The organism is Legionella qingyii, assembly GCF_003184185.1.
Genome location: NZ_QHJG01000021.1, coordinates 68,374 through 94,420 on the forward strand (window position 1 = coordinate 68,374; position 26,047 = coordinate 94,420).

Sequence of the window (26,047 nt, forward strand, 5' to 3'; positions counted from 1 at the left end):
AATGACTAAAGTTTTCGAACATATTTACTATGGAAATTAGAAATTTCCCGGCTATCTCCCTCGTTCACAAACCCATGGATAGTGAAACACAATAATCTGAAATTTATTACTCTGCCGATACCCCGCGGCATGCCTTCGGGGTCCAGAGTTATAGGGCAGATCTTATTGATGCCACGGACGTTGGAATAGAGTAAACCGGATTTTTAATTTAAGGCTATGGATCATTGCTTTTCTGCATTAGAGAAAACCGAAAACTAAATAAGATGAGTTTCCTCTAGCGAAGCCCGAAGGATTTAACTAGAATGAGGTTTAACTGCTGATAAATATAAACTTTTTGCGCAGGTGTTAATTCATGGATATCCACACTGTTGTTGAAAAACAGAGAGCATTTGCTGCTGGCGGACAGGCTAAAAAGATTGATTTTCGTAAACAGCAACTTCAGAAATTAAAAACCATTCTTAAGCAAAATGAGCAACTTCTCTATGAAGCGCTTTATGCAGATATAAAAAAATCTCAATTTGAAACATACTTAACTGAACTTGCCATGATATATCATGAGCTTGATGAAGCAATTAAACGGGTACATAAATGGGCAAAACCCAGGGCAACCAGAACAGAATTGGTGCTTCAACCGGGAAAAAGCTTTATCTTACCCGAACCTTATGGCACGACTCTAATTATTGGTGCCTGGAATTATCCCTATCAATTAACCTTAATTCCGTTAATCTCAGCTATGGCAGCAGGGAATACCAGCATCATCAAACCAAGTGAGTTGCCACAAAATACTTCAGCAGCCCTGGCAAAAATAATAAATCAAAATTTTGATCCAGCTTATCTGTATGTTGCAGAAGGTGGTACTGAAGTAACTCAGGAGCTCCTTAGTTTTCGTTTTGATAAGCTATTTTTTACTGGCAGCACTGCTGTAGGAAAAATTGTAGCTAAAGCAGCTGCGGAACACTTGACTCCCATCACCCTGGAATTAGGTGGAAAAAGCCCTTGCTTGGTTTTTGCTGATGCAGATCTCAAAATTTCAGCCCAGCGTATTGTCTGGGGTAAATTTTTAAATGCAGGCCAGACCTGTATTGCTCCTGATTATCTTTTAGTTGAACAATCGATTTATCAACCTTTACTGGAAGAGCTTAAAAACCAAATCAACAAAATTATTGGCCCCAATCCTCTTGATAGTGAAAGCTACGTACGGATTATCGATCAAAAGCATGTACAGCGTTTAAAAAAACTCATTGACCCACAAAAAATATACACAGGAGGTCAAGTGATTGAAAAGGAAAAATATATTGAACCAACAATTCTTAAGGATGTAAGTTTTGCAGATGAAATTATGAAGGTAGAAATTTTTGGGCCGATTTTACCTGTTATTCCTTTTACCGATCTGCAATCTGTTTTGCATGAAATAAAAATGCGCCCGCGTCCTTTATCACTTTATATTTTTGGGAAAAATTCAGCCCTGCAAACACGAATCTTGCATGAGGTTTCCTTTGGAGGCGGCTGTATTAATGATGTGATTATGCATATTTGTAACATTCCTCTTCCTTTTGGTGGTGTTGGGGAAAGTGGCATGGGCAATTACCATGGCGAAGCTGGGTTTAACACGTTTAGTCATTTCAAAAGTATATTGAAAAGACCTTTTTGGTTTGAGCTCCCCATTAAATACAAGCCCTATAATCAATTGAAACTAAAAATAATCCGCGCGCTCTTGGGATAAAGCAATATCAATAAACGCTCAAGGCAATGACTTATAAGGATTCATCTGTGCTTATATATTAGAATAAATGTAATTAAATAATTGCATTCCCATATTCTCTTAAGGCAAACAACCTAAGGATTGGGTTTTTCAAATAGTTCGTTATCTGCAAGACGCTGTGCTCGTTTAGCAATTGCTTCTTGTAACTCCAAAAAAAAAGGAGAAGGTCCAGGAGAGTGGCTCAATTCGGTTTCGTGTTTCTTACCCCATGACGCATCCAACTCGGATTGAATGTTTAACTGAATATCCAACATTGAATCTAAAGCATGCGTTTTTTGTTGGTAAGAGATTAAAAACGTTCTGCATACTTTCGCAAAACAAAGATTTTCCTCCAAAATCATTGCAGATGCGCTAAGAAAACCAATTATCCGCTCGTCTTTGTGATTTTTTTGGTGCTGTACGACTAGAAATGAAAATTCTTTTAATAAAGAGTAAATAAGTGAATAATCCCTATCTTCCTTCCCTTCTAACCTATATCCATCCACTAAATTTTGTAATAGTATAATGCATTCTTTACTAACTGGCATTCCTTGCTCCAAGTAAATAAACACTTCTTAATTAAAAACTCTGATAGTTAATTTAGCAAGAAAAAAATTGTAATGCTTTTATAATCATTATCTTGTATGTGGCCGATATAAGGTCTATAACTTTAAGGATAAAAAGAGAACAGCTTATGTCAGAAAAGAAACCTAAAGTGAAAACCAATTATTCCAAGGAGTCATCCACTCCACCTACAGTTGAATCTAATCCTTCTATTCTTGCAAGCATCTTCAAAGGATTACCAGGCAATATTTATTGGAAAGATAAAAATGGAGTTTACTTGGGTTGTAATGACAACATGCTGGAAATGACAGGCATGAAATCCATCATTGGGAAAACAGATTTTGAAATGCCATGGGCCGCATCTGCAGAAACGATTCGTAATAATGATTTAAAAGTTATGGCTCTTAATTCCTCATTAGAGTTGGAGGAGGCTGGAACCATAGCGAATGGACAACAAGTAGTTGTATTAACCAGAAAAACTCCTCTCCGAGATGAAAATGGTAATGTTATTGGTATTGTTGGCGTTTCATTAAACATAACCAAACGTAAAAAACAAGAAGCCGATCTCCGATCAAACCAGGAAAAAACACAATCCACCTTGGAAAATATTCTTGCCCACATGCCAGGCCATGTTTATTGGAAAGACAAAAATGGAGTATATTTAGGCTGTAACAACCGACAGGCTCAGAATTTAGGATTTCAATTTGGTTATGAAATTGTAGGAAAAACTGATTTTGATTTGCCTTGGGGTGAGAATCAAGCTGAATTATTTCGCCAAAATGATCTTCATATCATGCAGACCGGTGAAACTGAAATCATTGAAGAAACAGCCCAAATCGATGGTAAAAAAGCCATTGTTTTAAGTCATAAATCACCAATGCGCAATAAAAAAGGGGAAATTACTGGAGTGTTGGGGATTTCTATTAATATCACCGACAGAAAAAAAATTGAAGCAGAGCTCAATATTGCAAAAGAAAAAGCTGAAGCAGCGAGTCTTGCAAAAACAGAATTTCTTGAAAATATGCGTCACGACATCCGTACCCCCCTTACTGGCATTGTAGGATTTGCAGATCTCATCAAATCTGAAGCTCAAAGCCCTCGAATTAAAGAATATGCAGATAATCTGGTTGCATCAAGCCATGCCCTACTCGATTTTATGGATGATGTGCTTGAAGCCATTCATGTAAGTTCTGGCGAAGTCCCCAAAGTGAGAAAAAAATTCGTCTTGCAAAAGGTGGCTCAGCATATTATTGATCTTAACAAAGCCAAAGCATTTGCAAAGCACTTGGATTTTTCGCTGGATTTTGATCCCAATATACCAAAATACCTCATTGGTGATCCCGTTCGTATCCATCGAATTCTACTTGAATTGATTGCCAATTCGCTGAATTTCACAGACGCTGGTTTTGTGAGATTAACAGCCAAATTAGCAAAACAGGAAAACCGGGAAGTCATCATTAAATTCATTGTAGAAGATAGCGGTATAGGTATTCCCAAGGATAAACAACAGGAAATTTTTCTACAATTTAAACGTTTAACTCCCTCCTACAAAGGAATTTATAAAGGAGCTGGCCTAGGGCTTGCTGTAATCAAACAATTTATTGATGAGTTAGATGGGGAAATATATGTTGAGAGTACAGTTGCAAAAGGAACAATTTTTACCTGTATCATTCCCTTAAAAACAGCACTTCTTGAAGATGAAACAGGAATTGATAAAGATTTTATTGACTCTACTATTCCAAGCTTGGGACAAAAAACCCAAGTCACCGATAAACATCCAGAATCATTGGCAAAACCATTCAAACACCGTATCTTACTTGTTGAAGACAATACTATTGCACAAACCATCGCCAAAGAAATGCTTCATCAATGCGGCTGTCAAGTTGATGTAGCAGCCGATGGACAATCGGCGTTACAGCTCTGGAAGAAAAATAAGTATGATTTGATTTTTATGGATATCGGTTTACCCGATATGGATGGGTATCAAGTAACGCACCACATTCGTGTACAAGAAATCGCCAAAAACCATCATACTCCCATCATTGCGCTCACGGCTCATATAGGTGAAGAAAATAAGCAACGGTGCATTGAATCAGGGATAAATGCAGTACTTAGCAAGCCACTCACTCAAAAAAATTGTTGTGATATTTTGAATTCTTTTATTCCGTCTATAGAAAGAAGCACCTCTCCTGAACATGGGATTTTTGATTTACCAACAAAAGAGGAACAACTTTTTCAGATTGCTGAATTTCCAATACTTGATGTTGAAGAAGGAATTAAAACAACGGGTACAGAAGCCACACTTTGCGGAATGCTCAACCTCATGTTGAGTCACTCTTTTGTTGAAGATGTAATACTGCTAAAAAGGGCGCATGAGCAAGGCGACTGGGAAAAAATCCAAAAACTTGCCCATAAAATAAAGGGTGGTGTCGTATATGTTGGTGCCATTCGTTTAAAAATAGCCTGCCAATACTTTGAGTGTTATTGGAAATCAGGTCAACGCGCTTTATTGGAACAGTTATATCAGCAAATCCTGCGCGTCATTGAGGAAACCACCTCTGAAATTAGAAAATGGATAAAAACAAAAGCAGCTTATTAATCAAACGTGCCCGGGTGCAGCGCAGCAGAACCCAGGATTGAGAAGTTTTATCCATACCCCCAAAATCGAATTCTGCTGCACACAAGGCTACAACAATATGAATGAAGTTCAAAAACTGCCAACTACCGACTCATTTTCTGAAACAACTTCTTGAATCACTTTCAAGTTATCTACTGTTGTTTTCGCAGGATATTTTTTAAATCGAAGTGCAACAGGCCTTAAGTAGTTTGGATAATAAGGCTTTATCAAATACTCGTAAGTAGCAGCCATCGCCTTATTTCTTCCACTGGGATAAACTTCGAAATCATAAGCTTTCTCTGTCCACAGACACATCACAGAGCATTCCTCAATCAAATAATCAAGACAGAGGTTAAATGCTCGTTCATGATCGACATCCGCAGCAGAAAATCGGCTCAAGTATCGAGTTAAAAATTCATCGATGTTGGAATGAATTGCATTACGAAATGATTCATTGGAGTGATATTCCTTTTGCACACGCATATGAGTCTTAATGTAATTTTGACTGTTATACCAATCATCCCAGCGCATAATTTCAAAAGGAATGGTTAATTCATTATAAGCCATTTCATTCCGCTTCAACCATTCCTCCCCTTCTTGTACAGCTAACCGATATAATTCATCTGGTGCTGCATAATTCATGATACCGATAGTATGACGTTGGACACTATCATCAACAAGAATGGTACACTGCTTAAATGAGGCGTTAATTAGTTTAATAACCGCTGCAAATTTTTCACCCTCATGAATTGATTGTCCGACACTAATGGGCATAAGACAAGAAGACCGAGGAAAGAGTTTTCGTTCTTCTACTGGGTTTTCTCTAAAGGAAGCCTTAACAATCCTATTATCAATTAAGCTCATGCTCCTCAACCTCCCTTGAATCGCTTGTTACTATAATTTGCATAAAAATAAACCATATTTTATTTAAAAAAATCATTTTGTCTTCTAATTAGACACCAGCAAGGCATCGATCACATAATAATTACTTAATGTTAATATTGTATAATTTGTGTAATATATGTAAATATAAATCCTAAAAGCGAGTGTAAAATGTCTTATAGAATAGATAATTCCGGTGGCGGTGACTGTGGATTTTATGCTTTTGCAATAGGCTTAATCAACACCATTCAAAACGAATACTCCCTCCACGGAAAAAGCAAGACATATGAACGATGGAATACTGAAGGTCTTCATAACGTTAGTTTGCAAGAAATTCTGGAAGTTGATTTAAATCAGTTATATCACTCACCCAGAACTTATAAAAATCAACTTTTATTCATGTTACAGATGTCGTTAAGAAATATCGCCTTTAATGTGTACAAGAATGAACTGTTTAATAGAATCAAAGGAGAAGAAGTATTACAAGACCATCGAGCTAAAATTGAAGCAACCCCCATATTTGGTAAATTTAGAGAATTGGTAGACTTTTATTTACATAATAAAGGTTCTCTCGCTGAAATAAGACAATTTAATGAATTAGCTTTATCTCCTGAAGTTCTAATCTTAGCAGAAAGAACCGCTCAAACATTACAAGTAAAACTCCAAAAACCATCTGCGGATAGCCCAGAACAAATTGAACTCGAGCATGTAAAAAATGTAGTACTGCATGATGTGATGTCTGCAGGCAAAGAAAATCCTGATTCAGTAATTCTAAAAGGAGTAGAAAAAATTAGGGAACAAGGAAGATGGGCAACACATGATGATTTAAAAGAAATCGCAGCGCATCTTGATGTTAATCTTTATGTCGTAGGTAAAGAAAATGGGGTTACTCTTCCTGATCGCCCCACTATTTGTCTAAATAATGAGGGTAATGCACATTGGACTACCAATGTTGAACAATTAGCACCTAAAGAGGAGCATGTTGCTACACCTCCTGTACCTAAGAAACCCCAAGAACAAATAAAAGAAGAAGAATTTTTCTCTAAAAAAGAAGAACAAGTGATTGTTGCAACGGTAAGTACCCAAGGTGAAGAAGATAAAGTTGATCTTTACCGAAAAAATATAAAAGAACTCATTCAGGCGGCATCGACTCAGGGTTTGTTTTCCCAAGTTAAAAATAAGATTGATGTTGATAAGATTGATACAGCAGAAGCTCTTAAAAATGAATGGGGTGAGCAAATAGAATCCGATGCGGATTTTGCTGCACGCTTACAAGAAGCAGAATTAAGACGTGTTCTAGGCTAAAAGTCACTCTTTTTTACTCATGGATGCTTAATCCTCTACTCTCTATATTTATGATTCAACTTGTCATATTGGTCTATCTTAACTATTTTATAAAAATTACCTATCTTATTAAGGTATTTTCCTGATGAGCAACATTCAACGCTTTATCACAGCCCAACAAGGACAAGATATGTATGTTTCATTCCAGCAAGCTTATACTGAACTCGAAGCTGGAAGCAAACAAAGCCACTGGATATGGCATATCTTTCCTCAGTTGAAACAGCTTGGATTCAGTTCAATTGCGCAACATTTTGGTATTGTTGATTTCAAGGAAGCGTGTGCCTATTTGCAAAATGAAGCGCTTTTCCGCAATTATCATGCAATTGCTCAACTAGTAGAACAACAATTAAAAAAAACGATTTCTGTCTTGACACTCATGCATGGAGAGGTTGATACCAAAAAGCTGGTATCAAGCCTCACCTTATTTCGAGAGGCAGCTTCGTTTCTTTTGCATCAAGGCGATACATCTCAGGACTTTGCAGCACTAGTAAGTTGCTGCGAACAAATTCTTAAAGAAACCACAAAACAAGGTTATGCTCCCTGTGAACTAACGCTTGATTTCGTGCGCAAGCAAAAAAATTAATCCTCATGATCAAGATAAATTAAAAATTTCAAGGCTCATTAGATATCTCTTATCGATTAGTTAACTCTGACGATAAGCATCAATTAATAGGATTCATTTTTCTTTAATCATTCTGGTGTATACTATAAATATTGAATCATAAACAATATTCGAGATATTTCTATGCAAGCGAAGTTAAATGATGAAAAAAAAGCTGCGGAAACGCGATATTATGAACTAGTTGCCGCCTTGGAAGCCATGAATAAAGCACAACAGAATTTATTATTTGACATTCAGCCTAATGAAACTTTATTTAAAAAACTGAATGAGCAGGGTCAAGTTGCTCCTCTTTATGTTGAATTTGTATCCAAAAATTCAGGAGCTAAATTTACGATAGAGAATAAATTTTTCCCCCATAGCTGGGTTGTCACAACACCAGAAAATGCAACCAAAGAAGAATTAGACTATGTAAGGGATCTAACCCTGGAAGCCATTGCACATCCTCAAAATGCACCAGAGGGCTACCAACCTAAACTTTTAGCGTTCTTCCCTGATAACACGCCCCCAGAGCAGATTAGAGAGTTCATTAAATCGGCCGAAGAAAAAGGAATAGAAGTTAATTTATTTATTGGAAAAAAATCAGAGTATGACAAAATCTCTCAGGAGCACTCACAAAAAACAAGAGAAGCTATTGAATCAGGGAATCGGGATAAGCTTCCTGGATGGGATGGGTATATGAAGATGATTAGCCGGAGTGATGGAGGAAAAAAAGGTCAAGAAATGCTAAGGGAACTTCACGCAGAACCGACAAGCTCCTTAAGCAACAATTGACAATTTACTATTTCTTATTTATCAATTTTAGCTGTGGTTCCTGACACAAACACTATAATATGATCAAGAGATTCAACTTTGATTAGTTCAGTACTGCTAGCTGTTATAAAATTGAAGGATTGCCGTTAAACATTTAACATACCTTTTTTATGGATTGGCTTGATTTGATTCCTTATATTCATCGTAGTTCCTACTTAAAATTACCTTCTAATTTTTATGAGGTGATTGAGCCAACGCCGATTACAGATCCCTATTTAGTTAAGTTTAATCATGAATTAGCTTCCTATCTTTGTGCGCCACATTCCTCTTCAGCTCCCGAACAAGACATCATCTCTTTTTATGCAGGAAACACAGTCCCCGCGCACCTTAAAAGCATCGCATTAGCTTATGCAGGACATCAGTTTGGATACTATGTTCCTCTTTTGGGAGATGGTCGCGCCGTATTACTTGGTGAAATACATTGTGAAGATGGAACACGATGGGATATTCAGCTCAAAGGGTCTGGAAAAACAATGTTTTCACGCACAGGTGATGGGAGAGCGCCACTTTCTGCGGTATTAAGAGAATATCTGATCAGTGAAGCAATGCATGGATTAAATATTCCAACCACGCGTTGTTTGGCTGCGATTGCAAGTAAAGAAAAAATCTATCGCCAAAATGGTCCAGTACCCATGGGGGTTGTAACACGGGTTGCATCAAGTAGTTTAAGGGTAGGCTCTTTTGAATATGCTGCGGCTCAAAAAGATGATCAGTTACTTAGATCTTTAGCTAACTATGCTCTTGAACGACACTATCCTGAACTTTTAACCAGTGCAAACCCCTATCTTGAATTATTTAAAAAAGTTGTTGATCGCCAAGCCTATCTTATTGCTGAATGGATGGGAGTAGGTTTTATTCATGGAGTCATGAATACTGATAATATGACTATATCTGGCGAAACAATTGATTATGGTCCCTGTGCTTTTATGGATGAATTTGACTTTGGTACGGTATTTAGCTCTATTGATCTTGCGGGTCGTTATGCATTTGGAAATCAAGCCTCCATAGCAAAATGGAATTTGGCGCAATTTAGTCTAGCTTTACTGCCATTATTTAAAAATGAGAAAGCACTGCAACAAATGCAAGAAGCACTTAACTTATTCACAGAGCGCTTCTCCCTATATTGGAATAAAAAAATAAGAGAAAAGTTAGGTCTTTTCGATGAAAATGTGCAACCGGTGGAACTTATTAAACAGTTCTTCGGTATGTTACAACAATATAAACCCGATTTTACAAATACTTTTCGTCTGCTGAGTCACGCCATTGATTGTGAGCGCTATCAGAACGATTTAATAAAAGCATTAGGGAATCAACCCAACAGCAAACTGTGGGTTTCTGATTGGTTGAATTGTATCAAACAACAAAAAATTGAGATCAATGAAATAAAAAACAAGATGAATCGGGTAAATCCCGCCTATATTCCCAGAAACCACTTAATTGAAAATGCAATCCGCGATTTTGTTGAAAACAACGACAGCACTCTTATGGATAGCCTTTTATCAGTCTTGAAAAATCCATTTCATCAACAAGAAGGGACAGAAAACTTACAATGTTTACCATTGCCTCATGAGCGAGTTCATCAAACCTTCTGCGGCACTTAAGTAGCCCGGGTGCACCCAAGCTACACAAGAACAATTTAAAGTACTTTTTGATAAAGAATTTCTTTTAATAAAGCACCATCCTCGTAAAACTCCTCTAATTTGGTTGAGTTCGTGGCTTCAAAACCCAAAGCATCATAGAATTTTCGCGCTTGAATATTGTCTTCAAATACCCATAAAAGTATTTTTTTATATCCCTGGTTTGCTAGCTCAGAAATTGCCGCCATGCATAATTGGGTACCCAATCCCATACGCCAGTAATCGGGATGCAAATAAATCGCACTGATTTGGCCCATTGAACCATCTGCACTAAAATCACGGAAAGGGCAAATACTCGCAAAACCAATAATTTGATTATGAATTTCCATGACCAATACTTTTACTTCTTGTTCTATCAAGTCATGCCACTGCCGAGTTCGCTCACTTAGAGACAAATTTTGTAATATAATTTCTGGAATGAAATCTCGATACATCTTTTGCCAGGAATAGATATGAATTTGTGCTATAGCCTCGGCATCGTCTAATGTCGCGGTTCTGATATTGGGCGTTACATTTTTAATCATAATAAAAAACCTTAAAGACGCGATTAATTTCTATTAGCCAATAAATTATTCACGTTTTTTAAAATTCAACTTTAGCTAACCTAATATGTGATATGCTATGTTAGAATGGAAAAATTGTCACTAAAAAGGATTTAGTCATGGCCTATAATCAAAAAGAAAGAACAAATTTTCATCGGTGCTTTAGCCTTATTTATCTCATCAATAGCCAATGCAGAAAAAGTCACTAGCGATGTCTCTACCACAAATGGAACATCGATAGGAAAAGTCGTTTTTGAAGATGGCAAGTATGGGTTACTTATCACCCCGCAACTGACTGGACTTCCTGCTGGCATTCACGGTTTTCATATCCATGAACATCCTGATTGTGGTGATCATGCCAAAAATGCTGGTACGCACCTAGATCCAGCGAACACCCAAAAGCATCTTGGCCCATATGGCCAAGGTCATTTAGGTGATTTACCTGTATTGATTGTTGATAGTAATGGAGAAGCTAATGTGCCCACATTAGCACCTCGTTTAACAACTAAAGATATTAAAGGACACTCCATTATGGTTCATGCAGGCGGAGATAATTACAGCGATAATCCTCCTTTAGGAGGTGGTGGTGAGCGTATAGCATGTGGAAAAATCCCTTCTTAGTTACAAGAAAATAACGTTTATCATCCGGATTCAGATATACTCTAATCCGGATTAGCCCCGTCTAGTTAGTTTTTTTAATTAAAGTATTTCCTTTTTTTTTATTAATTGGCATGATACGCGCCAAAATAATAATAAGGAAATGTGATGTCCGTTTTTTTTTCAGAAGTCAAATCAAGTTGGAATGATTATTCTCACCTGAGAACCAAATACACCAATTTAATTCCTATACCGAATCCATCCTATTTTCAACCAATTCATGATATAACTCACTTTACTAACTTACTTGTGCGCCCTATCCACAGCCCCCTTTGGTTAGGTGTCAATGCGTTATTGCTCTTTTTGAAAAGCTTCATTTATTTAGCCGCTACTGCATTATTACTGGTACCTGCTTTATTGCTAGCAGTTTTTGCACCCAAATCAAGGCTTAGCCCAAATACTTGCTCTTCATTTCAAAAAGCTGCGGCAAATACGGTTGTTGATGCAACCATGGGCATTATTGCAACCTGTGCAACCCTCGCCTCTATTGTTTTTAATCCAATCTATCTACTAACTCGATGTCTAAGTACTGTGGTAAAGCACTTAAGTGATGTCACTGAATCGTGTTGTGGATTTCCTATTGCACGGTTTAATTAGGTCAGGACTTACGAAAACCTCCAAGGTCGAGGCAAAATTTAATAGAAATCACTATGAAGCGAACGCGAAATCCGAGTCTAATTGAATATTGGGTTCCCTTTCGCTTCATCGAAACAACAGATTTATTTCCTAAACCAATTGATTGTATTTTCCAATTAATTCAGTCTGCTCAATAATATGATTCTGCATGGCAGTCTCTATTTCTTTTTTTGTCGCATGCTCGCCAAGAGTTAATGAGGTATCTAAGGCATAGAGCTTGAAGAAATAGCGATGAGTACCACTGGGGGGGCAAGGTCCTCCATAGCCTGATTTACCCCAACTATTTCGGGCGCTGATTGCTTTCGATGGAACACCGATTCCCGATTTTAGCTCATGACTATCAGCAGGTAGATTAAATAAAATCCAATGTACCCACAATCCCATTGGAGCATCAGGATCATCCATAATTAAAACAAAAGATTGGGTATTTTTAGGTGCATTGTTCCATACTAGTGGTGGTGAATGACCAGCACCATTACACGTATATTCTCTAGGAATAAATCCATTATGAGCAAATGCAGGGCTTTTAAGTATCATTGCACACTCCTTATGCTGAAACATTTAATTGCAATTTATACCATATTTAAGCAAATCGCAAACTAATTGTCACTTTTCCTTGTCATCCCATTATAAAATTCTCGTGATGATGGTTTGCAAAGGTCACCTTATCAAGCTTTTCCAAAACTTTTGTAAGAGTTCCTTCTAGTTTTAATTTTCCACCATTGGCTGCAACTACTAAGCCAACAGCAGATAATATCGCTGCATATTGCTTCACTGTTTGCTCAGATTGTGCTGCTGAAATTTTAATGATATGTAAATTAGATAATAAACTTATTAGACTGCAACGTTCCCCTAATAGTAAGCTTAGTTGTTCTTCAACTTGAGACTCAAGTTTTTGTTCCTTATCCTCTGCCCTATTTTTATCCAGATCACGAAGAAAAGAATGCGCATTATATTCTTTAAACGACCATCGTTTGGGTTGTTTCGTAGTTACCTCATCATGAGCTTTATCAATCAAGTCTGTAGTAATTGAATTATTGTCATGAGAAGGATGTTGTACAAAGGTAGTTCTATATTGATCCGCATCCCAATCCCACTCTGAACCAGAAGTAATTATAGGTCCTTCATCATAAAAAACAGAGTCTGACTCTTTTAATCTATCCTTGTTTTTAGAAGCACCTTCAAAATCCTGATAAATGAGTGGCTTATCATTACATTGTACTAAAGGAGATTTAATAAACTGCATTTGAACTCTTCGCTGTCTCTGGTTGATATCAGCAGTTTTATATAATTGATCCGGCCTCACTGGCGAATAAATTGTTCCAGTTCGTGCATCAATAGCCAACGATGCTCCAGCAAATGATGATTTTAGAACATCGGCATTTTCAATATGGATATGGTATTTCGTGAGCAACTCTATCAGCTCGATACACATTGAATGAGAATTCGAGTCGCCGCCGGCCAGGTGAGCAATTGAGTTTTCAGAAACAGGTTGCAGTAATTCCGATAAAGATTCAATAGGGGTCATAGTATCAATGTGTGCGAGAATTGCCATTTTATTTGTAGCATCATAGAGTGCTAAGATGAGGCATGTATTAGCACCATATGTACCTAAAATTGGTTGTTCTGATGTTGCTGTTGTAATTGCATACTCATGTTGTAGCACTGTAATTGTTTCAGTTAGTTTGAAATCAACAGGAACAGCTCCTTTTAGTAATCGATGTACTGAATTTAATTTCTTTTCACGTTGATATACAGCCATTATTTCTTGTTGTTCATTTTCACTGAGTGATATTTCCATACCTATTTCTCTTAGTGAATTAACTAAAGGCGAGGAGAGTTCTAATGGAAGCCGCAAAAGAAGAACAGCTAACTCTTTTGGCGAATAATTAGAAGAAATAGACGTGAATCCTTCATCGGTTTTATTATCAAAAGATAAGACTTCCATTTTATCTAAGTTGCCATCATTTAAAATAAATTCCGAAGTAATTGGTTTTCCACTATAACTGATTGCTGGCCCCCTATATCTAAATTCTGGAAAATAAGTCGCTATTTTCGCCACATCAATCTTTAAAGGAGTAGTCAATCGCGCTTCTATAGGATACATTTTAGCTTACCTCCTGATTAACGATTGATAATATAATGCCATCACATTGACCCAAATTTAAACTTGGAGAATTTTTGTTGCTCAAAAGCCATGAGGCGAAATAAAAATTAAGCTTTATTCGCTATATCCTCTGGCTTGTGATTAATTCACATATCAACGTATCAAAAATAGTTTTTACAAGGGGTAAAATTATACTTTAAAAACGCATTTCAATGTTATTATTACAATAAGGATGTTTTTTTCTTAATCAACGCGGTGCCTTATATAAAATGAATGAGATCAATGTAGAACAATTAAAAAATCTACTGAATGAAGCAACAAAGAGTATTAAATCGTCAGAAAGTCTTCTCGATGAATTGCTTAAAGCGCCTGAAGAAGAATCATCCTCCATAGAAGATACAATTTGTTCCATACAATTAGTTCTTCAATATCGCTTAGGTAATCAAGATACTCTGGCTTTACTTCTGAGCATTGATCAGAACTTACTTTATCTTTTAGATATTCAGCCCCGGCACTCATCTAAAATGAACATGGATCGGCTTGCCTATGCTTTAGGTAATGAAGATTTGAAGCAAGTCATTCATATGCTTTCGTTACTCGTTAGCTCTCTATTAAAAATCACAAACCGTTATCAGAAAGATCATTTAAGTTTTGAATTAAAAGCGTATCAACGTAAACACATCAAGCAAAACATTTTAATTAAAGGAATGCAAAAACTGATTCTACAACAAGATCATTTTTTAAGTTTGATGCGTAACCTTCAAGAAAATGTGACGCTTCTTTTAGAGCATCAATCCGTTGGCCCCGTTTTTGATCATATAGCTGCGCTCAGAGGACCAATTTCTCAATTCTATCAAGCAACATTACATGGTCTTGGGGTAGCTAAAGAGCTTTATGAAAAAATTAATAAGAACGAGCTACTGAATCAAAAAGTGGAGCTTCTTTTAAAACAAGCAGAAGAAGTGCTCAAAATCATGCCCTCGATTTATAAGCCGCAGCCGCATTATACCTTGACCCCGCCCAGCAATACGTTAACTCAACCAAGCAACACCCTAACGCAACTAAGGCCCCTATCTGCCGAACAATTAGAGCAACGTGCAGCAGCCAAGCGATTACGCCCCTTTTTCAATTAAAGATTACGTCGTAACCTGGGTGAAGGTGCAAACCGGAATCTGGGACTCTGTGCAATGAAAACCCGGGTTCCGCTGCACTTCTCCCGGGCTATACGCTTAAGTCTATAGTGTGAATGGTTACAAATACATCCCCTCTTTCCTAGAAACACTGTATTAAGTTAGGGAAAAGCTGTCGGCGGGAACTATTTATGGCAAGACGTAGTGCTAATTTAGGAGTAGATTCCCGCCTTCGCGGGAATGACAAAAATCCTTAACTTAATGGCAGTGTCCTCTAGAGAGAGGAAAGGACTGAATCAAAAATAACAACCAACACCATCATACCCAATGATGTGACATGACTTGTAAGCGCTTTGTTCAAGTCGATAACTTACGGAACCATAATAAGCAATAATGTTTCCATTTTTAGTTTGCTTTATATGAGGTTTTTGAAAGTTCTCTACCGCCTCACACGTAGCACGGTTTTGTATCCAAACTCCTCCATCTGAAACAATGCGCTTTTTACTTGGAGTTAGGGTATTCTTTCCACAATCCTTAATTGCCAAATGCTCTACTTTGGGAGCAGAAAAGAGAAGATCATAACCGGCTGCTGCCGCTTTAACAGCATTTTCAGCATCCAAAATACCATGTCCACAAGGTTTTTTACCCACACACGATTTATTCGCATCATCACTGGCTCCAAAATCATGTGTTGTTGTATACAATAATTGTTCTATTTGTTCAGGACTAAGTACTTTCTCACTTGCTGCAAAAATTAATCCGGCAACACCGGCAACATGAGGAGTAGCCATGCTGGTTCCTTGATAAAAATCAAAGCCAGAGCCATTATAACCACCTCCTGGATTCACTGTAGATAAAATTCCTCCCCAAATACCATAACGCTTGTCTCCGCCGGGAGCAGCCAAAGTAACACTTGGACCATAATTCGAAAAATAGGATCTAAGGCCTTCAGGTCCAGTAGAAGCGACTTTAATCGTTCCATTACAAATCGCAGGCGCATTAAAATGCTCCCAAAGGTTATCATTTCCGGCCGCGACAGCCAATACCGCACCTTTTTTGCGGGCAAAAAAGACTGCTTCTTGCAATGCCTGATCACAATAATCTATTTCATCTTTAGGGCCTCTATCTACGCCAAAACTCATATTCAATATTTTTGCAGGGTGAATGTTATGTGGTATTCCAGGAACATCACCACCTACGGCCCAATAAATGGCATTAATGACGTAGCTTTCATAAAACATCCCATTAGCAGCAGGAATTTTTAAAGGAAGAATTTTTAAATCCTCACCCATTCCACTCATGACGCTGCCATACCCCGCAATCGTCCCAGCAACATGAGTTCCATGATAAGATCGCGTTTCATCAATCAAGTTATTGTTGTTTCCAGCAAAATTCCAGCCCCATAAGTTGCCTGAACTGTCCTTGACCAGGTTATTAATTAAACTGTCATTCAAAGCAATTCCAGTATCTAAAACTGCAACGACTATTGGTTTTTTAGAAATACCCGTGGTATAGGCCCAGGCTCCATCTCTGAATCCAGGCTTGGACTCCAACATAATTCCTGCCGGACGCGAGAATTCATCCCACTGACTTTCATGTGATAATATATCGCCCGTACCCAAAATCTCTGGATCAGGAACGGGTTTAAAATAACTAACTCTATCTTTAACTGCATATAAAACTTGAGGATTTTTGCGCAAACGCTCTAAAACGAAGGATGTAGTATCCTCATCATCGCCTTTAACTAATGTGCTGTTTTTTGAGTCTAAAATTAATAAAAAAGCACCATTTGCCATAGGATTTAATTCTTTTATGGGTAATTGGGCTATCTGCTTTATTTGTGACTTTATAGATGAAACACTGGTTATTTGTTCTTTATATTTGATTATCACTCGCACTGTATCTTCACCAGATGAAGCAAAAATACCCTGTGTAATAGATAAAAGACTTAAACCTAAAATCCCTGATTTAAACATGCAACAATCTCCTTATAAAATACATGCAAATTCAGTATGCTATAAGAAACAAGGCAAAACAAGGATTAAACATACCCCAAACTGTTACTCTCCTATACTTAATGTATTAAACTTAAAAATAGATTGTTGAACTTCTTGGTACGCTTTATATACTGCATGTATCCCTTCATTTCTATTATAACAACTGCTCATGTCCCTACGATATTTTTTTATAAAACTGCCATTGGTTGTAAACGAAAAGTGCAATCCTTGCTTGGAATAATAACTAAGGACTTACGAAAAACTCTAAGGTCGAGGCAAAAAATGATTTTAATGAGGGAGTTTAGATAGACTAAATGACCGAAGTAAAAAACATTTTTTAATGAAGAGATTGGGAGTTTTCGTAAGTCCTGTAACTGTTGGTAATAGCCCTTCACCCCCTGTTCATGTTTACTCGAACGATGGGATTTGAGTGCGGGTGGTGAGAACATTTTTGCTAAGCAAGCACAGCATACAGCAATAGCACTAAATTGAAATTATTCTCTCAGAGCCTACGTTCCGCGACGTGTTCGCAGAAACCAAGCAATATAAGCTTCATAGCTGGATCCCGCGAACACGTCGCGGAACCTAGGACAGGAAGAAAATATAGAAAAATATTCTTAACTTAGTGCCATTAATGCATACATCAAGAGTGCCAAATAAATCCGTTCCCAGATAGAGACTAAGTACTTACTAAATCAATACCGATATTGCTCTGGCTTATAAGGACCACTGATCGCCACGCCTAAATAGTCCGCTTGTTCTTTCGTGAGTTGGGTTAATTTCGCTCCGATTCTCCCTAAATGTAAACGAGCTACTTTTTCATCCAATAACTTGGGAAGAACATAAACTTGTCGGTCATATTGAGCAGCATTTTTAAATAATTCAATTTGCGCCAAAATTTGGTTGGAAAAAGAGGCTGACATCACAAAACTTGGATGGCCAGTAGCGCATCCTAAATTAACCAATCGTCCCTGAGCCAAAAGAATCAAGCGTTTTCCATCTGGAAAAATGACATGATCAACTTGTGGCTTGATATTTTCCCATTGATATTTCTTTAAACTCTGGACATCAATTTCAGAGTCAAAATGACCAATATTGCATAAAATAGCCTGATGACGCATACGTTTCATGTGATCGTGAGTCACTACGTGGTAATTACCCGTTGCGGTCACTACAATGTCTACCTGTTCAGCTACATCATCTAGAGTCACAACACGGTATCCTTCCATTGCAGCTTGCAGCGCGCAAATAGGATCAATTTCTGCAATTAAAACAATCGCACCTTGTCCTCGTAATGCTTGAGCACATCCCTTACCTACATCACCATAACCTAAAATTAAAGCGACCTTTCCTGCGATCATTACATCAGTCGCACGTTTTATTCCATCCAATAAGGATTCGCGGCAACCGTACATGTTATCAAATTTGGATTTAGTTACTGAATCATTCACATTAATGGCAGGGATTTTTAAATCACCTTTTCTAGCCATTTCATATAGTCGTGCAACACCTGTGGTTGTTTCTTCAGAAACTCCTTTAATTCCAGGTAAGAGCTCCGGGAATTTTTGGTGGACCATTTGCGTCAAATCACCACCATCATCCAGCAATAAGTTAGGGGTCCAATGATTCGGTCCAGTAAGCGTTTGCTCCACGCACCACCAATATTCTTCTTCAGTTTCACCTTTCCAGGCAAAGACAGGAATACCTTTTGCAGCAATAGCGGCAGCAGCATGGTCCTGGGTAGAAAATATATTACAAGAAGACCAACGAACTTCAGCACCTAACGCAATCAACGTTTCAATCAGCACTGCAGTTTGAATTGTCATATGCAAACAACCTGCAACACGAGCACCTTTTAATGGTTTGGTGGCAGCAAACTCTTCACGCAAAGCCATTAATCCCGGCATTTCTGTCTCGGCAATCGCAATTTCTTTGCGCCCCCAAGAAGCCAGTGACATATCTGCTACTTTATAATCTTTTGTCATATTGCTCCCTGCCTCTACTTTATTGACTAGTTCCATTAGATCTCCTTATAAAGCTTTGCTTAACTCCGCCACCTTATCCAAACGTTCCCAGGGAAAGTTCTCACGTCCATAGTGGCCATAAGTCGCTGTTTGCTTGTAAATCGGACGAAGCAAATCATGATATTCGATGATGCCTTGTGGCGTTAAATCAAAATGAGAATTAATTAATTCAATAATTTCGCCATCAGATAAACGCCCCGTTCCGAACGTTTCAACAAAAATTGACGTGGGTTCGGCAACACCAATTGCGTAAGAAATTTGTAACTCACACTTATCAGCCAATCCAGCCGCTACTATATTTTTTGCAACATGTCGTGCTGCATAAGCTGCAGAACGATCTACTTTAGAGGGATCTTTACCAGAACAGGGGGGGGGGGGGGGGGGGGGGGGGGGGGGGGGGGGGGGGGGGGGGGGGGGGGGGGGGGGGNCAAGATAATCATTCACAGTAACAACATGTACACCATGGCCAGTAATTGCATTTAAATATGCATTTTATGGGTCAGCCATTCGCGAGGTAACGTGGTTTTAATAATTTCCTCACGTACTGCTTCGACTAAATCATTATATTCAATTTCAGCTGCATGTTGTGTTGAAAAAACAACTGTGTCAACCTCAACAGGTATACCCCTTTCATATTTTAAGGTTATTTGACATTTCGCATCAGGTCGCAACCAGGGTAACGTTCCTGATTTACGTAAATGAGCTTGTTTTTCCATCAAACGATGTGCGTAAGCAATTGGAGCTGGCATGTAAACATCGGTTTCACGGCTGGCATAACCAAACATTAAACCCTGATCTCCGGCACCAAGCATTTTCGTTTCTTTATTATCAACCCCCTGAGCAATATCAGGAGATTGTTTACCTATGGCAGAAAGTACTGCACAAGATTCCCAATCGAAACCCATTTGTGAGCTGTTATAACCTATATCTTTAACTACTTGTCGCGTTACGGCTTCCACGTCCACCCATGCTTTAGTAGTAATTTCTCCACCAACTAACACCATACCTGTTTTGACGAATACCTCACAAGCAACACGCGCAGCAGGATCTTGCATTAAAATAGCATCTAAAATTGCATCAGAAATCTGATCTGCTATTTTGTCAGGATGTCCTTCAGAAACCGATTCAGAAGTAAAAACATGACTATCATTCATTAGTTAATCCTCTAATTAATATTGCTATATCCTATTTCATCAATTGTATAAATTCATTAAATATTATTTCTATATCATGCGGTCCTGGACTTGCTTCTGGATGACCTTGAAAGCCCAATGCCGGTTTTTCCTTATGTCTGATGCCCTGAAGGGTATTGTCAAATAAAGAACGATGAGTTATGGAAAGACAATCGGGTAAGCTCTCTTCATCCACTGCAAAACCATGGTTCTGACTGGTTATAAAAACACGTTTTTTCCCTGCAGTTTCAATTACCGGATGATTGGCACCGTGATGACCAAATTTCATTTTCTTGGTTATTCCACCACAAGCTAAAGCCAAGATTTGAAAACCCAGACAAATGCCAAATAAGGGAATATTATGCTCTAAAAACTCTTGGGTTGCCCGAATTGCATAGTCACACGCCTGCGGATCTCCGGGGCCATTAGATAAAAAGACTCCATCAGGATTCATTGCTAAAACTTCTGCAGCCGAAGTTTTTGCCGGAACTAAAGTTAAATGACACCCTTTGTCATGTAAAATACGTAAAATATTATGCTTTACCCCAAAATCATAAGCGACTACGTGGAATTTTTGGGGTTGAGAACCTGTCCCCCACTCACCTTGGCCATCATGCCAACGTTCTATGGTTTTTCTAGAAACTTCCAGAGCCAAATCAACTCCCTGAAGTCCAGAGAAGGATTTTGCTTTTGATAAAACCACTTCAGGATTCCCTACATCAGTACTGATGCAAGCACCCAAAGCCCCGTGTTCTCGTAAACGCAAAGTCAAATCACGAGTATCAATTCCAGCAATTGCAACCACACCATTTTTTTTGAGCCAATCAGGAAGAGATTGTTCAGCACGATAATTACTATGAATTATTGAAGAATTACGGAGTACCAAACCTGCAGCCCAAACTTTATTTGACTCCATATCATCATGAGTGCATCCAGTATTTCCGACATGGGCTGTAGTCAAGGTAATTATTTGCCGAGTATAAGAAGGGTCTGTGAGCATTTCTTGATAACCCGTCATAGAGGTATTAAAAACCAACTCTCCGACACAATCTCCTGTTGCTCCTACCGAAATCCCCTCATAAATAGTTCCATCGGCTAATACTAAAATTGCTGGTTGGTTTATCATGGCTCTTCTCTATTAGTCTGGTTATGCAATGTGTCATTTTTAGTAGCCTTAACGCATCTGTAGCCTGGATGAGCGAAGCGTAACCCGGGCTACGCGTCGCTCACCCAGGCTACAATGACTCTTTTTTATACAGAGTCATGACGTTTATATCCCTTGGTCAGCAAGCTCAAAAAATGCACATTTAGATAAATGTGAGCATTGTAACTTACTTAGTTCAAAATTTCATGTCTTCAAAGAATTTTTTCACACCTGCAAACCAAGAATTTGAGCGGGGAGAATGATTTCCTTTGGCATTTTCCAGTGATTCCTGGAATTTAGTTAGTAATTCTTTTTGTTCTCGTGATAAATTCACAGGAGTTTCTACCACTACTTTACATAATAAATCACCCTGACCATGACCACGTACGGACTTCATCCCCTTACCTCTTAAACGGAACACTTTGCCGGTTTGCGTTTCTTCAGGGATCTTTAAAGTAACTCGTCCTTCAAGGGTTGGTACTTCAATAGAACCACCCATTGCAGCGATTATAAAACTTATAGGTACTTCACAATGTAAATCATTTTCATGACGTTCAAATATAGTATGTTTTTTTACGTTGATTTGTACGTAAAGATCGCCAGGGCCTCCACCATGCATGCCAGCCTCACCTTCTCCGCTTAAACGAACGCGATCACCGTTATCTACGCCAGCGGGAATTTTAACCGTGAGTTTTTTGCTTTCACGTACCCGACCTTGACCATGACAATCTGGGCAAGGATCAGAAATAATTTTTCCTTCACCGTGACAGCTTGGGCAGGTTTGCTGAATAGAGAAAAAGCCTTGTTGAATTCTGACTTGTCCCATGCCATTACAGGTTTCACACGTTTTGGGTTGAGTTCCCTTTTTAGCGCCACTACCGCTACAGGTAGAACAAGCCCCATGTCTTGGAACTGTAATTTGCACTTCTTTACCTAAAGCAGCTTCTTCAAGCGTTAATTGCACATTAAATTGCAAATCAGCGCCGCGTTGACCACGAGATTGTCGTCCAGCACCTCGTCCGCCCGAGAAGATATTTTCAAAAATATCCTCAAAGACATCGCCAAAACCTCCGAAGCCACCAAAACCTCCTTGTCCACCTCGCATGGACGGATCAACACCTGCGTGACCAAATTGGTCATAGGCAGCACGTTTTTGTGGGTCAGAGAGAACGCTGTAAGCATTTTGAATTTCTTTAAATTTCTCTTCTGCAGCAGAATCACCAGCGTTGCGATCTGGGTGATATTTCATTGCCAACCTGCGATATGCTTTTTTAATTTCAGCATCACTTGCAGTTCGACTTACTTCTAAAAGTTCATAATAATCCTGCCGTTCCATAACTACTCACAATATTTAAAAATAAAAAATACGGACCATATAGTCTGAGTATAGCAAAGCGGAACCCGGGATTAAGGCGTACATTTCCAGAATCCCAGGTTCCGCTTTGTTGCACCCAGGCTACAAAGCACCTAGGCTACTAAGTGACGATTACATCAATTATTTCTTATCGTCTTTAACCTCTTCAAACTCAGCATCCACAACTCCTTCATCAGTTTTAGCTGACTCGTGAGATTGCGCATGTTCTTGCTGAGGCGCTTCACCAGATCCTGCTTGCCCTTCAGATGCCTTTTTAGCATAAACCCGTTCAGCCATTTTAGCAGAAGCATCGTTTAACACTTTTAATTTCTCTTCAATTTGTGCTTTGTCAGTGCCCTGAATTGCTTCTTTTAATTCAGCGATTGCTGTTTCTATGCCTTTTTTCTCATCTTCAGAAAGTTCAGCCGCCAAATCTTTCATTGATTTCTCACAGCTATGAATCAAGCTGTCGGCCTGATTACGTAACTCTGCCATTTCCTTAAATTTCTTATCTTCTTCCGCATGCGATTTGGCGTCTTTGATCATTGCCTCCACTTCTTCGTCACTCAAGCCACTAGATGCTTTAATAACAATGGATTGCGCCTTACCAGTAGCTTTATCTTTAGCAGAAACATTAAGGATACCATTCGCATCAATATCAAAAGTTACTTCAATTTGTGGTACACCACGTGGAGCAGGAGGAATATCACCTAAATCGAATCTACCCAGAGATTTGTTAGCTGAAGCTTGCTCTCTTTCTCCTTGCAGCACATGCACAGTAACTGCTGTTTGATTATCATCGGCAGTAGAGAACACCTGATTGGCTTTAGTAGGAATTGTGGTATTTTTATCGATGAGTTTTGTCATCACACCACCCATAGTTTCAATGCCTAAAGATAAAGGAGTTACGTCAAGCAACAGAATATCTTTTACTTCACCAGATAAAACTGCAGCTTGTATAGCAGCACCTACAGCAACGGCTTCATCGGGGTTAACGTCTTTGCGTGGCTCTTTACCAAAAAACTCTTCTACGGTTTTTTGTACTAAAGGCATACGTGTTTGACCACCAACCAAAATGACTTCGTTAATTTGTGACACAGTCAATCCAGCATCTTTCAATGCGATTTTGCAAGGCTCTACTGTACGCTCAACAAGTTTCTCAACCAAAGACTCCAGTTTAGCGCGAGTTAATTTAATGTTCAGGTGTTTTGGTCCAGAAGCATCTGCTGTAATGTAAGGTAGATTAACATCCGTTTGTTGTGCTGAAGAAAGTTCAATTTTTGCTTTTTCAGCAGCATCTTTCAATCGTTGTAATGCCAATGCATCATTGTGTAAATCAATACCTGTATCTTTTTTGAATTCAGAAGCCAGATACTCAATCAAAGCCAAGTCAAAGTCTTCACCTCCCAAGAATGTATCACCATTTGTTGCGAGCACTTCAAACTGATGTTCTCCATCGACTTCTGCAATTTCAATGATCGAGATATCAAAAGTACCACCACCAAGGTCATATACAGCAATGATTGAATCACCGCGCTTTTTGTCCATACCATAAGCAAGAGCTGCAGCGGTAGGTTCGTTAATGATACGTTTTACTTCAAGGCCGGCAATACGGCCAGCATCTTTGGTTGCTTGACGTTGGGAATCATTGAAATAAGCAGGTACAGTAATCACAGCTTCTTTCACTTCTTCACCAAGGTAATCTTCTGCAGTTTTCTTCATTTTACGTAACACTTCAGCAGAAACTTGTGGTGGAGCTTTGTCCTGATCTTTCACACGAACCCAAGCATCTCCATTGTCTGCTTTAACGATCTTGTAAGGAACCATCTTGATGTCTTTTTGAACAACCGCGTCATCAAAACGACGACCGATCAATCGTTTAATCGCAAATAAAGTATTATCTGGGTTAGTTACTGCTTGACGTTTTGCAGCTTGTCCAACCAATACCTCACCATCATCAGTAAAAGCAACGATGGAAGGCGTCGTGCGGTGACCTTCACTATTTTCAATTACCTTAGGCTTATCACCTTCCATAACAGCAACACATGAGTTGGTGGTACCTAAGTCGATTCCTATAATTTTAGCCATTCTATTCTTGCTCCAAAGTAGTAGTTTTCTAATGCAATGATTTTTATATGGGGCATAACTAACCAATTTCAACCCATAAATCTCACATTTTTATTTTTTTGACACAACCACACGTGCCGGTCTAATCACTCGATCACTTAGTTTGTATCCCTTTTGGAATACTGCTAATACCGTGTTGGGTTCCGCATCGGGTACCACTTGCATCGACATCGCTTCATGAATCTGTGGATCAAAAGGCAAACCAATGGGATCAATTTGCTGAATCTCAAATTTTTTCAATACATCCATAAAAAGCTTCAGAGTTAATTCCAAGCCTTCATGCATTGCTGCATCTTCTGCTTTAACAGCCAGTTGTAAGGCTTGCTCTAAACTATCGATTACCGGTAATAAATCAGTAATTATCTTCTCAACACCATAGCGATGAGCATTAGTTACTTCGCGTTCAGCACGGCGACGAACATTTTCCAATTCAGCTTGAGCACGAACCGCTTTTTCCCAATTTTCATGAGATTGCTGTTCTGCAAGAGTCAGCTTTTCACTCAACTCAATGTAACTTGGGTGATCTAAAGATGGCTCCCGATGCTCTGTTTCTTCAGGTAAGTCTACGGCTTCTTCAGAATTTTCAATGTCTTTCGATTCATGCTCTTCTTTAAATTGATGCCAATTTTTATCTTGTTTTCTACTCATGCAATTTCTCCTCTCCACAGCTTAGCAATGTGAAAATCAGAGATGGGGGCACCTAATAAGATTTCAAGGGCTATGAAATTTTTATTGCAGCAAATTAATATAAATCACTGCAACACAAACTAAAAATGTATTTTTCAAAAGACGCACGCGCTAATTTTACTAATAAATAATCAGGGAGCGATTGAATGAATGATTGAGGATTTTGGTATTCAACGAAACAAATTGAATTTGGTTTGGACTAAATTCCAATTATATAGAAGAAACCAAATGCCAAAAGATCCTAAAAAATCGA

At 38.5% G+C, this 26,047-nt stretch carries 20 protein-coding genes and 1 pseudogene; 9 read left to right on the forward strand and 12 right to left on the reverse strand.

Translation table 11 applies throughout. The features are described from left to right. Positions 1-352 precede the first annotated feature (352 nt). Positions 353-1,723, forward strand: a complete 1,371-nt coding sequence (locus tag DGG96_RS13110; RefSeq protein ID WP_110143106.1) for an aldehyde dehydrogenase — start codon at positions 353-355, stop codon at positions 1,721-1,723. 113 nt (positions 1,724-1,836) lie between these two features. On the opposite strand, the gene DGG96_RS13115 is transcribed toward DGG96_RS13110, so the two are convergent. Continuing rightward, complete coding sequence (locus DGG96_RS13115; protein WP_110143107.1) at positions 1,837-2,289, reverse strand: hypothetical protein; 453 nt, start codon at positions 2,287-2,289, stop codon at positions 1,837-1,839. A gap of 146 nt (positions 2,290-2,435) precedes the next feature. Between DGG96_RS13115 and DGG96_RS13120 the strand changes: the two genes are divergently transcribed. Then, the gene (locus DGG96_RS13120) at positions 2,436-4,904 is read left to right on the forward strand and encodes a PAS domain-containing sensor histidine kinase (protein ID WP_110143108.1); all 2,469 of its coding nucleotides are present in this window, start codon (positions 2,436-2,438) and stop codon (positions 4,902-4,904) included. Between the two features lie 108 nt (positions 4,905-5,012). On the opposite strand, the gene DGG96_RS13125 is transcribed toward DGG96_RS13120, so the two are convergent. Then, positions 5,013-5,786, reverse strand: coding sequence for a tRNA-dependent cyclodipeptide synthase (locus DGG96_RS13125; RefSeq protein ID WP_110143109.1), 774 nt, complete (start codon positions 5,784-5,786; stop codon positions 5,013-5,015). A gap of 189 nt (positions 5,787-5,975) precedes the next feature. On the opposite strand from DGG96_RS13125, the gene DGG96_RS13130 reads away from it, so the two are divergent. The 4 genes from DGG96_RS13130 (at position 5,976) to DGG96_RS13145 (ending at position 10,181) form a co-directional block, all read left to right on the forward strand. After that, on the forward strand, positions 5,976-7,109 hold the full coding sequence (locus DGG96_RS13130; protein WP_110143110.1) for a hypothetical protein: 1,134 nt from the start codon (positions 5,976-5,978) through the stop codon (positions 7,107-7,109). A 124-nt stretch (positions 7,110-7,233) separates the two neighbouring features. Further along, positions 7,234-7,731, forward strand: coding sequence for a DUF1810 family protein (locus DGG96_RS13135; protein ID WP_110143111.1), 498 nt, complete (start codon positions 7,234-7,236; stop codon positions 7,729-7,731). A gap of 162 nt (positions 7,732-7,893) precedes the next feature. Beyond that, positions 7,894-8,541 (forward strand): hypothetical protein, encoded by a 648-nt coding sequence (locus DGG96_RS13140; protein ID WP_110143112.1) that lies wholly within the window; start codon positions 7,894-7,896, stop codon positions 8,539-8,541. A 149-nt stretch (positions 8,542-8,690) separates the two neighbouring features. Continuing rightward, the gene (locus tag DGG96_RS13145; protein WP_110143113.1) at positions 8,691-10,181 is read left to right on the forward strand and encodes a protein adenylyltransferase SelO; all 1,491 of its coding nucleotides are present in this window, start codon (positions 8,691-8,693) and stop codon (positions 10,179-10,181) included. Positions 10,182-10,216: 35 nt separating this feature from the next. On the opposite strand, the gene DGG96_RS13150 is transcribed toward DGG96_RS13145, so the two are convergent. After that, entirely contained in the window at positions 10,217-10,741 is a 525-nt protein-coding gene (locus DGG96_RS13150; protein WP_110143114.1) for a GNAT family N-acetyltransferase, read from the reverse strand. A gap of 147 nt (positions 10,742-10,888) precedes the next feature. Between DGG96_RS13150 and DGG96_RS13155 the strand changes: the two genes are divergently transcribed. Together DGG96_RS13155 and DGG96_RS13160 are read left to right on the forward strand one after the other, a co-directional pair. Beyond that, positions 10,889-11,380, forward strand: a complete 492-nt coding sequence (locus DGG96_RS13155) for a superoxide dismutase family protein (RefSeq protein WP_110143115.1) — start codon at positions 10,889-10,891, stop codon at positions 11,378-11,380. A gap of 144 nt (positions 11,381-11,524) precedes the next feature. After that, on the forward strand, positions 11,525-12,013 hold the full coding sequence (locus tag DGG96_RS13160; RefSeq protein ID WP_110143116.1) for a hypothetical protein: 489 nt from the start codon (positions 11,525-11,527) through the stop codon (positions 12,011-12,013). A 129-nt stretch (positions 12,014-12,142) separates the two neighbouring features. Here DGG96_RS13160 and DGG96_RS13165 read toward each other — a convergent pair whose 3' ends face one another. Both DGG96_RS13165 and DGG96_RS13170 read right to left on the reverse strand, forming a co-directional pair. Next, a complete protein-coding gene (locus tag DGG96_RS13165; protein ID WP_110143117.1) occupies positions 12,143-12,589 on the reverse strand; it encodes a YbhB/YbcL family Raf kinase inhibitor-like protein in 447 nt (148 codons plus the stop codon). Between the two features lie 82 nt (positions 12,590-12,671). Next, entirely contained in the window at positions 12,672-14,159 is a 1,488-nt protein-coding gene (locus DGG96_RS13170; protein WP_110143118.1) for a hypothetical protein, read from the reverse strand. Positions 14,160-14,428: 269 nt separating this feature from the next. Between DGG96_RS13170 and DGG96_RS13175 the strand changes: the two genes are divergently transcribed. Next, positions 14,429-15,292: a hypothetical protein gene (locus DGG96_RS13175; protein ID WP_110143119.1), complete on the forward strand. Its 864-nt coding sequence runs from the start codon at positions 14,429-14,431 to the stop codon at positions 15,290-15,292. Positions 15,293-15,585: 293 nt separating this feature from the next. Here the strand turns inward: DGG96_RS13175 and DGG96_RS13180 are convergent, their stop codons facing one another. The 7 genes and pseudogenes from DGG96_RS13180 to grpE form a co-directional block, all read right to left on the reverse strand. Next, positions 15,586-17,265 carry a S8 family serine peptidase gene (locus DGG96_RS13180; RefSeq protein ID WP_110143120.1) on the reverse strand — a complete coding sequence of 560 codons (1,680 nt, stop codon included), beginning with the start codon at positions 17,263-17,265 and terminating at the stop codon, positions 15,586-15,588. Between the two features lie 716 nt (positions 17,266-17,981). Next, positions 17,982-19,307 (reverse strand): adenosylhomocysteinase, encoded by a 1,326-nt coding sequence (gene ahcY, locus DGG96_RS13190; protein ID WP_110143122.1) that lies wholly within the window; start codon positions 19,305-19,307, stop codon positions 17,982-17,984. A gap of 9 nt (positions 19,308-19,316) precedes the next feature. Then, positions 19,317-20,464: pseudogene (metK, locus tag DGG96_RS21430) on the reverse strand (methionine adenosyltransferase). A 31-nt stretch (positions 20,465-20,495) separates the two neighbouring features. Beyond that, positions 20,496-21,608 carry a glutamine-hydrolyzing carbamoyl-phosphate synthase small subunit gene (carA, locus tag DGG96_RS13205; protein ID WP_110143123.1) on the reverse strand — a complete coding sequence of 371 codons (1,113 nt, stop codon included), beginning with the start codon at positions 21,606-21,608 and terminating at the stop codon, positions 20,496-20,498. A 214-nt stretch (positions 21,609-21,822) separates the two neighbouring features. Further along, positions 21,823-22,962, reverse strand: coding sequence for a molecular chaperone DnaJ (gene dnaJ, locus DGG96_RS13210; RefSeq protein WP_110143124.1), 1,140 nt, complete (start codon positions 22,960-22,962; stop codon positions 21,823-21,825). A gap of 159 nt (positions 22,963-23,121) precedes the next feature. Then, positions 23,122-25,068, reverse strand: a complete 1,947-nt coding sequence (dnaK, locus tag DGG96_RS13215; protein ID WP_110143125.1) for a molecular chaperone DnaK — start codon at positions 25,066-25,068, stop codon at positions 23,122-23,124. A 90-nt stretch (positions 25,069-25,158) separates the two neighbouring features. Continuing rightward, entirely contained in the window at positions 25,159-25,755 is a 597-nt protein-coding gene (gene grpE / locus DGG96_RS13220) for a nucleotide exchange factor GrpE (protein WP_110143126.1), read from the reverse strand. Positions 25,756-26,047 lie beyond the last annotated feature (292 nt).